The 13,348-nt window shown below is 69.3% G+C and carries 11 protein-coding genes; 5 read left to right on the forward strand and 6 right to left on the reverse strand.

The genetic code is table 11. The features are described 5' to 3' along the window. Nucleotides 1–13: 13 nt before the first annotated feature. The 5 genes from OG504_RS17930 to OG504_RS17950 form a co-directional block, all read right to left on the reverse strand. Entirely contained in the window at nucleotides 14–2,245 is a 2,232-nt protein-coding gene (locus OG504_RS17930) for a HelD family protein (RefSeq protein WP_405996364.1), read from the reverse strand. Nucleotides 2,246–2,418: 173 nt separating this feature from the next. Then, nucleotides 2,419–2,739, reverse strand: a complete 321-nt coding sequence (locus tag OG504_RS17935) for a thioredoxin family protein (protein WP_405996365.1) — start codon at nucleotides 2,737–2,739, stop codon at nucleotides 2,419–2,421. Beyond that, nucleotides 2,739–3,125 (reverse strand): MerR family transcriptional regulator, encoded by a 387-nt coding sequence (locus OG504_RS17940; protein WP_405990731.1) that lies wholly within the window; start codon nucleotides 3,123–3,125, stop codon nucleotides 2,739–2,741. The genes OG504_RS17935 and OG504_RS17940 overlap by 1 nt, the downstream gene beginning before the upstream one ends. A 124-nt stretch (nucleotides 3,126–3,249) precedes the next feature. Then, entirely contained in the window at nucleotides 3,250–4,014 is a 765-nt protein-coding gene (locus OG504_RS17945) for a DUF2127 domain-containing protein (protein ID WP_318021819.1), read from the reverse strand. A gap of 215 nt (nucleotides 4,015–4,229) precedes the next feature. Next, nucleotides 4,230–5,657 carry a cation:dicarboxylate symporter family transporter gene (locus OG504_RS17950; RefSeq protein ID WP_405990732.1) on the reverse strand — a complete coding sequence of 476 codons (1,428 nt, stop codon included), beginning with the start codon at nucleotides 5,655–5,657 and terminating at the stop codon, nucleotides 4,230–4,232. A gap of 256 nt (nucleotides 5,658–5,913) precedes the next feature. Between OG504_RS17950 and OG504_RS17955 the strand changes: the two genes are divergently transcribed. Both OG504_RS17955 and OG504_RS17960 read left to right on the forward strand, forming a co-directional pair. Beyond that, nucleotides 5,914–7,629, forward strand: coding sequence for an ATP-binding protein (locus OG504_RS17955; protein WP_405990733.1), 1,716 nt, complete (start codon nucleotides 5,914–5,916; stop codon nucleotides 7,627–7,629). Continuing rightward, nucleotides 7,626–8,324 (forward strand): response regulator, encoded by a 699-nt coding sequence (locus tag OG504_RS17960; protein ID WP_405990734.1) that lies wholly within the window; start codon nucleotides 7,626–7,628, stop codon nucleotides 8,322–8,324. The genes OG504_RS17955 and OG504_RS17960 overlap by 4 nt, the downstream gene beginning before the upstream one ends. On the opposite strand, the gene OG504_RS17965 is transcribed toward OG504_RS17960, so the two are convergent. Beyond that, nucleotides 8,296–8,865: a hypothetical protein gene (locus OG504_RS17965; RefSeq protein ID WP_405990735.1), complete on the reverse strand. Its 570-nt coding sequence runs from the start codon at nucleotides 8,863–8,865 to the stop codon at nucleotides 8,296–8,298. The genes OG504_RS17960 and OG504_RS17965 overlap by 29 nt on opposite strands. Nucleotides 8,866–8,944: 79 nt before the next feature. On the opposite strand from OG504_RS17965, the gene OG504_RS17970 reads away from it, so the two are divergent. From OG504_RS17970 to OG504_RS17980, 3 genes are all read left to right on the forward strand, one after another. Then, nucleotides 8,945–9,838: a 5'-methylthioadenosine/S-adenosylhomocysteine nucleosidase gene (locus OG504_RS17970; RefSeq protein WP_405990736.1), complete on the forward strand. Its 894-nt coding sequence runs from the start codon at nucleotides 8,945–8,947 to the stop codon at nucleotides 9,836–9,838. A gap of 97 nt (nucleotides 9,839–9,935) precedes the next feature. Beyond that, on the forward strand, nucleotides 9,936–11,867 hold the full coding sequence (locus tag OG504_RS17975) for a tetratricopeptide repeat protein (protein WP_405990737.1): 1,932 nt from the start codon (nucleotides 9,936–9,938) through the stop codon (nucleotides 11,865–11,867). A gap of 72 nt (nucleotides 11,868–11,939) precedes the next feature. Next, nucleotides 11,940–13,343 carry an extracellular solute-binding protein gene (locus OG504_RS17980; protein WP_405990738.1) on the forward strand — a complete coding sequence of 468 codons (1,404 nt, stop codon included), beginning with the start codon at nucleotides 11,940–11,942 and terminating at the stop codon, nucleotides 13,341–13,343. Nucleotides 13,344–13,348 lie beyond the last annotated feature (5 nt).

Below are 13,348 nucleotides of genomic sequence, written 5' to 3' on the forward strand. Positions count from 1 at the left end.
ACGGCCACCCTCACTACGCCCCCGCTTCCGCCAAGCTCAGCGGCAGCGAGCCCGTATGCAACACCCCCAACCGCTGCGTAGCCCGAGTAAGCGCCACGTACAAGTCACTCGTCCCGTACCGCCCCGGCTCGACAACCAACACCGAGTCGAACTCCAGCCCCTTCGCCTGCCGAGGATCAAGCAACACGACACTCCGCGTCAGATCCGGCTCGGCGCCGGCCGTCACCCCGTCCAGCCGCGCCGCAAGCCGCCGATGCAGATCCCGCGGCGCGATCACCGCCAACCGCCCCTCCACAGGGGCAAGTTCACCCACGGCCTTGGCAACAGCACCCGGCAGATCGTCAGTCGCCCGCACCCAAGGCCGTACACCAGTGGACCGCACGGAACTCGGCGGCTCGAAGTCCGGATTCTCCGCGCGGACGACCGCCGCCGCGAGGTCCATGATCTCGGCGGGGGTGCGGTAGTTGACGCCGAGCCGGGTGTGGTCGTAGCGGTCCTCGACGTACGGGGCGAGGATCTCCGACCAGGAGCCGACGCCCGCCGCTTCGGCCGTCTGGGCGGGGTCGCCGACCAGGGTCATCGAGCGGGTCGGACTACGGCGCATCAGCAACCGCCAGGCCATCGGGGAGAGTTCCTGCGCCTCGTCGACGATGATGTGCCCGAACGCCCAGGTCCGGTCGGCCGCCGCGCGCTCGGCGGCGCTGCGGTGGTCCTCCTCCTCCTGCCGCTCCGCGAAGCGCTCCGCGTCGATGATGTCGTGCGCCGACAGCACCTCGGACCCCTCGGGATCCCCCTCCTCCTTGTCCTCGAACTCGAACGTCCGGGAAGCGAAGGACACGTCCAACACCCCCTGCGCGAACGACACTTGCTCCTCCCGCTCACGCTGGGCCCGGGCCAGCCGCACCCGGTCGTCCCGCCCGAGGAGTTCCGCGGCTTCGTCGAGCAGCGGTACGTCCGCCACGGTCCACTCGCGGGTCACCGGGCGCCGGATCGCGTCCGCGTCGTCGTCGGAGACGTAGCCCACAGGGTCGGCGAGGAAGTCCGCGACGAGGTACTGCGGGGTCAGCCGCGGCCACAACTGGTCGATGGCGGCCCAGACTTCGGGGTTCTCGGCGAGTTCGTCGCGGATCTGGGTGATGTCGCTGGGGTCGAGGAGGTTGCTGCCGTCGAAGGGGTCGGTGCCGATGCGTTCGGCGAACAGTTCGGTGAGCGTGTTGAGGATGTGGCCCTCGAAGTGCTCCCGGGCCGCGTTGTGCGGGAGCCCGGCCTCGCGGGTGCGGTCGCGGGCCACGCGGACGAGGCCGTCGTCGAGCATCAGGATCTCGCGGTCGTGCTCGATCGCGATCACCGGGTCGGGCAGCGACTGCCAGTCGCGTACGACGGCGGCGAGCACGTCGGCCATGTCGGCACGGCCCTTCACGGCGGCCGCCGCCCGGCTGTCGGTCGCCGTCGCCTTCACTCCCGGGAACAGTTCGCCGACGGTCGCCAGCAGCACGCCGGTCTCACCGAGGGAGGGCAGCACCTCGCCGATGTAACCGAGGAACGCGGGGTTCGGGCCGACGATCAGCACGGCCCGCTTGGCGAGCAACTCCCGGTATTCGTAGAGGAGATACGCGGCCCGGTGCAGCGCGACGGCGGTCTTGCCGGTGCCGGGGCCGCCCTCGACGACGAGCACCCCGCGGTAGGGCGCGCGGATGATCTCGTCCTGCTCGGCCTGGATGGTCTGCACGATGTCGCTCATCCGGCCGGTGCGCGCGGAGTTGAGCGCGGCGAGCAGGACGGCGTCGCCGCTCGGGTCCTCGTGACCGGTACGGGTGGCGTCGCCCAGGTCGAGGATCTCGTCGTGCAGGGCGGTGACGCGGCGCCCGTCGGTGGTGAGGTGCCGGCGGCGGCGCAGGTCCATCGGGGTGTGGCCGGTGGCCAGGTAGAAGGGGCGGGCGACATCGGCCCGCCAGTCGATCAGGATCGGGGTGAGGTCGGCGTCGTCGGAGCGGATGCCGATACGGCCGATGTGGTGGGTGACGCCGGAGGTCAGGTCGATCCGGCCGAAGCAGAGCGAGCCGTCCACGGCGTTCAGCGCGGCGAGCAGCCCCGAGCGCTCGGCGACCAGGATGTCCCGCTCCAGCCGGGCCTGCATGGGCGTGTTGCCCTGCCCGAGCGCGTCCGTGACGGAGTCCTCGGTGGCACCGCGCAGCGCGTCCACGCGTGCGTACAGACCGTCGATGAATTCCTGCTCACCGTGAATTTCATCGCTGTTTGACAATTCCACTCCCGGACATATATACTGTGCTCACTAAGCCTCTTTGCGACCCAATTCCCGCGAAGTCGCGAACCATTGAATATACGCAAAAGAATCCCCCGAGCGCAATTGCTCAGGGGATTTTCTCGTTCAAGGGGCCTTCAAGAGGCCCGGGTCCCTCAGATCACGTCGGCCAGTTCCTCCAGCAGCCGCCGCTTGGGCCGGGCCCCCACCATGGCCTTCACCGGTTCACCGCCCCGGAAGACCATGAACGTGGGCATCGAGAGCACCTTGTAGGCGTTCGTGGTCTCCGGATTCTGATCGACGTTCAACTGCACCACTTTCAGCCGATCCGCCTCCTCGGTGGCGAGAGCCCGCAGCACCGGTCCCATCTGCCGGCACGGCGGACACCAGTCCGCCGTGAACTCCACCAGCACCGGCAACTCGGCCCGGATCACCTCCGCGGTGAAATCCTCGTCCGTAACGTCCGTAACGCCAATCACAGTTCCCGCCCTCCCAGTTCGCACAACGGCACCGGTTCCTCGACCGTCGACAGCCGCACCCCGATCTCCGCGCGCACCGCCTGCAACTCCCCGATCAGGGAGTCCAGTTCGGCCAGCTTCCGCCGGTAGACGGCGAGCGAGGCCGGACACGAGTCCCCCTCCGGATGGCCGGCCCGAAGACACTCCACGAAGGGCCGCGTCTCCTCCAGGTCGAACCCGAAGTCCTGCAGGGTCCTGATCTGCCGGAGCAGCTTCAGATCACCCTCGTCGTACGTCCGATACCCGTTGCCGCCCCGCCGCGCGGGCAACAGCCCCCGCGCCTCGTAGTACCGCAACGCCCGCGTCGTGGTCCCGGCCCGCGCGGCCAGCTCGCCGATTCGCATGTCTACGACGGTAATCCTTGACGTCGGCGTCAGGGCAAGGACGCCGACGCCCGCGTTCCCCGGCCCACGCACCCCGAGCAACCGACGCGTCAACTGGTCGCGGTCGGAAAGCGCCGCAAGGGTGTCAGACCATGACCCCGGCCGACGTCTCCACCTCCAGCAGGGACGCGCTCTCCCGCTCCTCGTCGAAGGCCTTCCGACCGCCGCGCAGCCCGAACAGCCGCTTGGCCAGGGCGATATAGAGGACGGCGAGTATGTTGAGGACGAGGGTGGCGATCTTCAACCAGCTGATGTGTTCGGTGAGTTCGTAGATCTCCAGCGGCAGGAACGCGGCGGTGGCGACCACCGTCAGATACTCCGCCCAGCGCTTGGCGTACCAGAGCCCGCCGGCCTCGACGAGTTCGATCAGCGCGTACGCCAGCAGGAGTACGGCGACCAGGACCAGCGTGGAGTGCTTGTAGCCGAAGGTCTTCTGGATGGTGCCGACGATCGGCGAGTGGTCGAGGTCGTAGTGGAAGTGCTTGAAGACGGGCCGGAAGACGTCGAGGTACTCGTCGAAGAGCTGGCGCACCGAGTCCTGGCTGTTGCTGAACTTCCAGACGGCGGCGGCGACCAGCACGATGAACACCCCGCGCACGGCCCGCTCGATGGCGAGGAACCGCAGGATGAACAGGTCCCGCAGCACCTTCCCGCGCGGCACCAGGGGAGCGTGCTCGGCAGGTCCCGAACCGTGCGGTTCGCCGAGGACGAAGTCGCCGCAGCGCAGACAGCGCCAGGCCTCCCCGAACCCGGTCTCGGCGCGCAGCCGTTCCCGCAGGGCCGTCTCCTCGGGCGCGTACGTCGCGTGCCCGTGCCGTGCGCAGTGCCGCCGGTCCCAGTCGATCTTCATGCCCATGGCCCCCGTGACTCCCGCCGAACGCGAACGTGCCGTGCGCGCCGGAGGTTTCCGGCACGGCACGGCACGCTAGTGCATCCCTACTACGTCCCTGTAAGGACCGGGCGGCTGAGCGACGGGGGGACACCCAGCCGCCCGGAGTCCATGGGGCGTCCGGACCGAGTTCAGGTGGGTCCGGGCGCCCCGCTCTCGGGGAGCGTCGGCGAGGCTCAGGCCTTGGCGAGTTCCTTCTCGCCGCCCTGCTCGGGTACGGCGTCGAGGTGGTCGTCGCCGTCCTTCTCGTCGAGCAACGTCTTCTCGTCGAAGGGCAGTTCACCGGCGAGGACCCGGTTCACCCGCTCCTTGTCGACCTGGTCGGTCCAGGTGCCGATGAGGAGCGTGGCGACGGCGTTGCCGGCGAAGTTGGTGACCGCGCGGGCCTCGCTCATGAAGCGGTCGATGCCGATGATCAGGCCGACACCGTCGACCAGCGCGGGTTTGTGCGACTGCAGACCACTGGCGAGTACGGCGATACCGGAGCCGGAGACACCGGCCGCACCCTTGGAGGCGACCATCATGAAGAGCAGCAGGCCGATCTGCTGGCCGATGCTCATCGGCTGGTCCATCGCGTCCGCGATGAACAGCGAGGCCATCGTCAGGTAGATCATCGTGCCGTCGAGGTTGAAGGAGTAGCCGGTCGGCACGGTGATGCCGACGACCGGGCGGCTGACACCCAGGTGCTCCATCTTCGCGATGAGCCGCGGCAGCGCGGACTCGGACGACGAGGTGGAGACGATCAGCAGGAACTCACGGCCGAGGTACCGCAGCAGCTGGAAGAGGTTGACCTTGGCGACCAGCTTGGTCAGCGTGCCGAGCACGACGACGATGAAGAGCGCACAGGTGATGTAGAAGCCGGCCATGATCGCGCCCAGTGCCTTCAGCGCGTCCATGCCGGTCTCGCCGATCACGGCGGCCATCGCGCCGAAGGCACCGACGGGCGCGGCCCACATGATCATGCCGAGGATGCGGAAGACCAGCTTCTGGATGTACTCGACACCGCGCAGCACCGGCTCGCCGGTCCGGCCCATGGCCTGCAGCGCGAAGCCCGCGAGGAGCGCGATCAGCAGCGTCTGGAGGACCTGGCCCTCGGTGAACGCCGACACGAAGGTGGTCGGGATGATCCCGAGCAGGAAGTCGACCGGGCCCTCGGCGGCGGCCTGGGCCTGCGTGTGTCCGACGCCCTTGACCGCCTCGGTCAGGTGCATGCCGCTGCCCGGGTGGATGATGTTGCCGACGACCAGGCCGATGGCCAGCGCCACGAACGACATCGCGATGAAGTAGGCGAGCGCGAGCCCGCCGACCTTGCCGACCTGAGCGGCCTTCCGTACGGAACCGACGCCGAGCACGATCGTGCAGAAGATGATCGGCGAGATCATCATCTTGATCAGCGCGACGAAGCCCGTCCCGAGCGGCTTGAGCTCCTCGGCGAAGTCCGGCGCGGCGAACCCGACGGCGATGCCGAGGGCGACCGCGATGATCACCGCGATGTAGAGGTAGTGGGTGCGGTCCCGCTTCACGGGCGGTGCTGCGGGTGCGGCAGGTGCGGGTGCGGGGGTGCTGGCCACGGCTGCCCTCCTTGACGACGTCGTCGGCATCATCCGGCGTGCGGCTCACGACCGGCGGAACCCGGGTGGCGAGTGCGGCTCACGTCCGGGGATTCATGGGATTCATGGGTCTTGCGGGTTATACGGGTTCTTCGGGTTCTACGGCGGTCCGCACTGATCCGAGTCGATGTGCGGCCTGGTCCGGGAGACGGCTGCTTCCGGGGGTTGCGGTGACTATCTCCCGGCTTGTGAGGCCGGTCACCCTTCCGTTCATTTAGTTCATGCGTAACCTGCGAGGCACACTGACGACATGCGCCTCCCGCACGTCCCCCGCCCCCGCAGCCTCGCCGGCCAGCTCTTCGGCATGCAGGCGGTGCTGATAGCGGTCGTCGTCGCCGGATACGCGCTGTTCACCTACGTCAGCGACCGCAGCCAGGCCGAGGACGCGGCGGGCCGCCAGGCCATGGCGGTGGCGCGGTCGGTCGCGGACTCGCCGTCGGTGATCGCGGCGATCGGTACGTCGCACCCCACCGCGCACCTGGAGTCGTACTCCCTGAAGGTCCAGCGGGACACCCAGGTCGACTTCGTCACGATCATGAATCCGCAGGGCATCCGCTGGACCCACCCGGACCGGAACCAGATCGGCAAGAAGTTCCTCGGCCACATCAAGCCCGCGCTGAAGGGCGACTCCTTCACGGAGACCTACACCGGCACCCTCGGCGCGTCCGTCCGCGCGGTCACCCCCGTCGAGAGCGACGGCAAGGTCATCGGCCTGGTCAGCGCCGGCATCCGCGTCAAGGCGATCACGCAGCGGGTGCAGGACCAGGTCACGGCACTGATCGGGGTGGCGGCGGGCGCCCTGGCACTGGGTGCCGTAGGAACGTACGTCGTCAACGCCCGCCTGCGCCGCCACACCCACGGCATGAACGCGACCGAGCTGAGCCACATGCACGACTACCACCAGGCCGCGCTGCACGCGGTGCGCGAAGGACTGCTGATGCTCGACGGTCAGTACCGGGTGGCGCTGATGAACGACGGCGGGCGGGAGTTGCTCGGGGTGACCGGGGACGTGGTGGGCCGCTCGGTGGCGGACCTGGGTCTGCCCGCGCCGCTGACGGGGGCGCTCCTGTCGTCGGAGGAACGGGTGGACGAGGTGCATCTGACGGCGTCACGCGTGCTGGTCGTGAATACGTCACCGGTGTCGGGAGGCGAGCGCAGGGGAACGGTGGTGACCCTGCGCGATGTGACCGAACTCCAGGCCCTGATGGGCGAGTTGGACTCCGAGCGCGGCTTCACGCAGGCGCTGCGCTCCCAGGCGCACGAGGCGGCGAACCGTCTGCACACGGTCGTCTCGCTGATCGAGCTGGGGCGCGCGGAGGAGGCGGTGGACTTCGCGACGGCCGAACTGGAACTGGCCCAGACGCTGACCGACCAGGTCGTCTCGGCGGTCAACGAACCTGTGCTGGCTGCCCTGTTGCTGGGCAAGACGGCTCAATCGAACGAGCGGGGCGTGGAGTTGGTGGTGTCCGAGGACAGCGGCATGGACGACGGCCTGCTGCCCGACTCGTTGTCCGCGCGGGACCTGGTGACCATCCTCGGGAACCTGATCGACAACGCGGTGGACGCGGCACAGGGGAGCCTGCGGGCGCGGGTCACGGTGACGGCGCGCACGGAGGCGGGGTCGGACGGCTCGGCCCTGGTGCTGCGGGTCGCGGACACGGGCGCGGGGGTGGATCCGGCACACGCGGAGGCGGTGTTCCAACGGGGCTTCTCGACGAAGCCGGCCGGGCCCGGTGGCCGGGGGCTGGGGCTGGCGTTGGTGCGGCAGGCGGTGAACCGGCATGAGGGGACGTTGACGGTGGCCGAGGCGGAGGGGGGCGGGGCGGTGTTCGAGGTGCGGTTGCCTTTGTGGGGGGTGGGTAGCGGGGGTTCGAGTTCCGGTTCCGGTGAGACTTCTGGTGCTGGTGGGGCCTCTGGTGCCGGTGAGGCTTCTCGTGCTGCTGTGTCCGGAGGTGGTGACGCATGACCGGCGAACCGATCCGCGTCCTCATCGTCGAGGACGACCCCGTCGCCGCCGACGCGCACGTCATGTACGTCGGCCGGGTACCGGGCTTCGTGGCGGTGGGCAAGGCGCACACGGGCGCGGAGGCGCGGCGGGCGCTGGAACGTACACAGGTGGACCTGTTGCTGCTGGACCTCCACCTTCCGGACGCGCACGGACTGCAACTCGCGCGGTCCTTGCGGGCGGCCGGCTATCACGCCGACGTCATCGCGGTGACCTCGGCACGGGATCTGGCCGTGGTGCGGGAGGGGGTGTCGCTGGGGGTCGTGCAGTACGTACTGAAGCCGTTCACGTTCGCGACCCTTCGGGACCGGCTGGTGCGGTACGCCGAGTTCCATGCGGCCGCGGGTGAGGCGAGCGGCCAGGACGAGGTGGACCGGGCGCTGGCCGCGTTGCGGGCGCCGTCGCCTGCGGCGCTGCCGAAAGGCTTGAGTGCGCCGACATTGGAGAAGGTGACTGTCGCGCTGCGGGACTGCGGGGAGGGGCTTACGGCTGCGGGAGTCGCGGAGGCGGTAGGGATTTCCCGGATCACGGCTCGGCGGTATCTGGAGCACCTGGTGGAGGCGGGGCGGGCGGCGCGGAGTCCGCAGTACGGGACTGTGGGGCGGCCGGAGTTGCAGTACCGGTGGGTCAAGGGGCAGGCGGGCGGGGCGAGTTGAAGAGCCGCGCGTAACTGAGGACCTGGTGGCCGAGGCCGACGACGATGAGCGCCTCGGCCACGGACAGGACGAACAGGCCGGAGGACGTCTGCCCCGCGAACCAGTAGACGACGAGACCGGCGAGCGGGACGACGCAGAACGCCAGCAGGTCGATCACACACTGGATGACCTTGCGGGAACGGCGGCGGGTGTCGGAACGGTGGGCGGTCTCCCAGCCGAACGCCGTTCCGGCGGTGGGGAGTTCGGCTCGGACGAGATGGTCGAGCCGGGGTCCCAGGTCGTCCCGTACATACGTCCCGATCGCGGAGATCTTCTCGTCGTTCACGAGGTAGGTCCAGCCGAGCACGACACACACCGGGGGCAGCGCGAGCAGCATCTCGGACTGCTTGGCCTGGGCCGCGGCGGCGATGACGGCGGCGACGACGGTGAGGGTGACGTAGAGGAGGTTGTCGCGGAAGCCGATACGGGTCTTCTGCTCGTCCTTGACGGTCTGGTACTCGGCGAGGAGCAACTGGCCCACGGTGACGTCACGTTCCGGCATTGCCCTCGCCTCTCCCCCGAGTGGTGCCAACACAGCATCTGCGCAGGCGACTTGGAAGTACCTTAAGGGAGTGTCTGAGATGCCTGAGTTGCAACCCACTGTCGCGGTGCTGACCGCACTGCCGCTGGAGTACAAGGCCGTACAGGCCCAGCTCACGGCCGTACGGAAGCGGGAGCATCCGCGAGGCACCCGGGCCGCGGTCGGCCAACTCCCCGGAACACCCTGGTCCGTCGCCCTGGTCGAGATGGGCGAGGGAACCCTGGCGGCCGCCGCGCTCACCGAGCGCGTGATGACCTGGCTGGAGCCGCAGGCGGTGCTGTTCGTGGGGGTTGCCGGAAGCCTGAAGAGCGACATCGGGCTGGGCGACGTAGTGGTGGCGACGAAGGTGTACGGCATCCACGGCGGCAAGGAGACACCGGAGGGCTTTCTCGTACGTCCGGAGGCGTGGCGGGCGTCGCACCGGCTGACCGCGGCCGCCCGGGACGCGTTGCGGGACGACCCCCATGCCCACCTGAAGCCGATCGCCGCGGGCGACGTCGTCCTGGCCGCACCCGAGTCCGCCCTGGCGGAACACCTCCGGCGGCACTACAACGACGCGGCGGCCATCGAGACGGAGGGCTCGGGAGTCGTGAGCGCCGTGGATCTCGCCGGCGGGGACGCCCTGGTGATCCGGGGCATCAGCGACCGGGCCGACGCGGACAAGTCCCATACGGACGGGGAGGGTTGGCAGCCCCGGGCCGCCGAGAACGCGGCGGCTGCCGCGGTGGCGGTGTTGCGGGAGCTGCGGCCGTTCCGTGGTGGACGGGTCGGGGGTTCCGACAGGGAGGTCGAGGACTCCGAGGAGGGGCCCCATCGGGGGGCTACGGGGGCGCCGGGGGCCACGTACGGAGGGGATCACCTCGACTTCCGGGGGAGCACCTTCAACGGGCCGTTCGTTGCCAAGCGGGTGGGACGGGAGAACGGGGAGCGGTAACAGCGGGGCGGGGCGCGGGTCCGTTCACGGTCCGGTTCCGGTTGCTACGGCCGCGTTGCCTGCGGTGCCGGCGGGGTTCACCGGGCGGGACGAGGACATGGCACGGCTGTTTCCCGTACTGGACCCGGGCGCGGAGTCCGATCTGCCGGTGGTGATCTGCGCGGTGTCCGGGCTGGGCGGGATCGGGAAGACGTCGTTGGCGTTGTGTGCGGCCCATCAGGCGGTCAAGGACGGGTGGTTTCCGGGCGGGACTCTGTTCGTCGACTTTCGGGGGTACGACGAGGATCCGGTTACGGCGGATCAGGCGGTGGTCGCGCTGTTGGACGGGATGGGGGTGCGGGGGGCGGATCTTCCGCAGACGGTGGTGGGGCAGTACGGGCTGTATCGGCGGCTGTTGGCGGAGGAGCGGCGGTCGATGTTGCTGGTCCTCGACAATGCGTCGGATGCGGGCCAGGTGATGCCGCTTGTGCCGGGGACGGATCATCACCGGGTGCTGGTCACCTCCCGGGATCGGCTCACCGAACTGGACGCTCAGCTGATCGACCTCGATGTGCTCAACGCGGAGGATGCCGCCGACCTCATCGACAGATCCTTGCGGCTCAGCGATCGCGGCGACGATCGGGCGACGCGCGAACCGGGGGCTGTGTCGGAGCTCGCCACACTCTGCGGCCACCACGCGCTCGCGCTGAGGATAACCGCTGGCATGCTGCGCAAGCGCCGCCACCGGTCCGTCGCATCCCTCGTGGACGAGTTGCGGGGTGCCGAGGATCGGACGGCGGCTCTCGGACTCCGCCCGCTCTTCGAAGCGGCGTACCGGCAACTTCCGTCTGAGCAGGCCAGGTTGCTGCGGCTGCTCGCCCTGGCTCCGGCGGCCGAAGTCGGCAGCGAAACGGCCGCCGCAGTGGCAGACCTCGGCGTCGACCGGACGTACGACCTGCTCGAAGAGCTCGCCGCTGCCCACCTTGTTACGCCTGTTCCGGGAGGGGCGGACGTGCGGTGGCGGTTGCATGACCTGGTGCGGGTGTTCGGGGTGGGTGTGGTTGAGGGGGATGCTGGGTTGTGGGAGGAGGGGGAGGCGGCGCGGGAGCGGGTGCTGGGGTTCTATCTGCGGTGGGCGAGGGCGGCGGATGACCGGTTGCGGTGGCTGCCGGGGATGCCACAACCGGAGCGGTTTGCGGACCGGGCGGAGGCGTTGGCGTGGCTGGACTCCGAGCGGGCGGCGCTGGTGGCGGCGGCACAGTGGGCGCGGGAGGAGCCGTACGCGGACACAGCGGTACGGCTGTCCCAGCGCCTGGCAGAGTATCTGGCCTGGCGGCGCCTTTTCGACGACACGATCACGGTGTGCGGTACCGCGCGGGAGGCCGCCCACCACTCCGGCAACCGGGCGGGGGAGGCCAGCGCATGGACCAGCCTCGGCAACGCCCTACAGCAGACAGGCCGGGCGGGGGAAGCCATCGACGCCCACACCCGCGCCCGCGACCTCTTCCAGGCCGTCGAGGACCACCTCCGCGAGGCCATGGCGTGGGGCAACCTCGGCGGCGCCCTGCTGCAGACGGGCCGGGCGGGGGAAGCCATCGACGCCCACACCCGCGCCCGCGACCTCTTCCAGGCAGCCAGGAACCGCTCCAGCGAGGCCATGTCGTGGGACAACCTCGGCATCGCCCTGCTGCAGACGGGCCGGGCGGGGGAAGCCATCGACGCCCACACCCATGCCCGCGACCTGCACCAGGCCATCGGGGACCGCCACGGCGAGGCCAGGGCGTGGAACAACCTCGGCGCCGCCCTGCGTGCCGCGGGCCGGGTGGAGGAGGTGATTGAGGCGTACGAGAAGGCCCTGGAAGGCTACCCGGAGTTCGAGGACTGGTACGGGACGGGCCAGACCCTCTCCAACCTGGCTCTCGCCCACGCGGACGCCGCCCGCCCCGCCGAGGCCCGCACCCACTACCTCCAAGCCGCCACCGCCTACACCCGAGCCAACGCCCCCGCCGAAGCCGCCCGTGCCCAATCCCGCGCAGACTCATTGACCTGACTAGACCACTCCACTTACCTTCACCGGGCAGCCATCCGCCCAGGCCACAACGTAGTGAGCCCGTAGGAGGTCATGCCCGTGCGCCCCACCGCCGCCCGACCCCACCGAACTGCCGTTCTCACGCCCCTAGTTGCTCTCGCCGCTCTCTCCCTCGCCGCGACAACCCTCACCGCCTGCAGCAGCGGATCCGGCAGCAGCCCCGACACCGTCAAGATCTCCTTCAAGCAGTCGACGGACAACTCCATCAAGGTGATGGACACCTACCTCGCCGACATGAAGAAGCAGTTCGAGAAGCAGTACCCCGGCAAGAAGGTCGAGCTCGTCCCGATCAAGGCACCGGACTCGGAGTACTACACCAAGCTCCAGCAGATGCTCCGCTCGCCGAAGACGGCCCCGGATCTGGTCTACGAGGACACGTTCCTCATCAACAGCGACATCACGTCCGGGTACTTGAAGCCCCTCGACGCCTACCTCAACAAGTGGCCGGACTGGAACCAGTTCATCGACACGGCGAAGTCCGCCGCGAAGGCCGAGGACGGGAAGACGTACGGCGTCCCGGACGGCACGGACACCCGAGGCCTCTGGTTCGACAAGGGGATCTTCAAGAAGGCTGGTCTGCCCGCGAATTGGCAGCCGAAGACGTGGGACGACGTCCTCGCCGCGGCCCGCACGATCAAGCAGAAGGTCCCGAACGTCACCCCGCTCAACGTCTACACGGGGAAGCCGGCCGGCGAGGCCGCGACCATGCAGGGCTTCGAGATGCTGCTCTACGGCACCAACGACGGCTCCACGGACCCCCTTTACGACAAGTCGTCGAAGAAGTGGATCGCCGGCGGCCAGGGTTTCAAGGACGCGCTCTCCTTCGTCCACACGGTCTACAAGGAGAAGCTCGGCCCGGACGTGTCCGACGCCCTCGACCCCAACATCCAGACCTACGTGGCCGGTGAACTGCTCCCCAAGGGCAAACTCGGCATCGCGCTGGACGGATCGTGGCTGCCCCAGGCCTGGTTGAAGGGCAGCGGGCATGAATGGCCGGACTGGTCAAAGGAGTTGGGGCTCGCGTACATGCCGACCCAGCAGGGGCAGGCCCCCGGCAAGGTGAGCATGTCCGGCGGCTGGACCTGGGCTGTCCCCTCCAAGGCCGGCAACCCCGACCTCGCCTTCGACTTCATCAAGACGATGCAGACGAAGGCGAACGCGGAGAAGTGGTACATCGCCAACTCCGGTATCTCCGTGCGGAAGGACGTCGCCGCCGACCCCGCCTACGCGACCGCCCAGCCCGGCATCAAGTTCTTCACGGACCTGGTCGCGAGCACGCACTACCGACCGGCCTACCCCGCGTACCCGAAGGTCTCCACCGCCATCCAGGAGGCGATGGAGGGCGTGACGACGGGCGACATGTCGGTGGACAAGGCGGCGAGTTCGTACGACGACGAACTCAAGTCGGCCACGGACAACCAGGTCACCGAGAAATGAGCGGC

This window comes from Streptomyces sp. NBC_00986, from assembly GCF_045162565.1.
Classification (GTDB): domain Bacteria; phylum Actinomycetota; class Actinomycetes; order Streptomycetales; family Streptomycetaceae; genus Streptomyces.

Coding starts and splice junctions, on each gene's coding strand:
- OG504_RS17940 (WP_405990731.1), bottom strand. CDS start 3,125: ATGCGAATCGGCGAGCTGGCCGCGCGGGCCGGGACCACGACGCGGGCG.
- OG504_RS17945 (WP_318021819.1), bottom strand. CDS start 4,014: ATGAAGATCGACTGGGACCGGCGGCACTGCGCACGGCACGGGCACGCG.
- OG504_RS17950 (WP_405990732.1), bottom strand. CDS start 5,657: ATGATGCCGACGACGTCGTCAAGGAGGGCAGCCGTGGCCAGCACCCCC.
- OG504_RS17955 (WP_405990733.1), top strand. CDS start 5,914: ATGCGCCTCCCGCACGTCCCCCGCCCCCGCAGCCTCGCCGGCCAGCTC.
- OG504_RS17960 (WP_405990734.1), top strand. CDS start 7,626: ATGACCGGCGAACCGATCCGCGTCCTCATCGTCGAGGACGACCCCGTC.
- OG504_RS17965 (WP_405990735.1), bottom strand. CDS start 8,865: ATGCCGGAACGTGACGTCACCGTGGGCCAGTTGCTCCTCGCCGAGTAC.
- OG504_RS17970 (WP_405990736.1), top strand. CDS start 8,945: ATGCCTGAGTTGCAACCCACTGTCGCGGTGCTGACCGCACTGCCGCTG.
- OG504_RS17975 (WP_405990737.1), top strand. CDS start 9,936: ATGGCACGGCTGTTTCCCGTACTGGACCCGGGCGCGGAGTCCGATCTG.
- OG504_RS17980 (WP_405990738.1), top strand. CDS start 11,940: ATGCCCGTGCGCCCCACCGCCGCCCGACCCCACCGAACTGCCGTTCTC.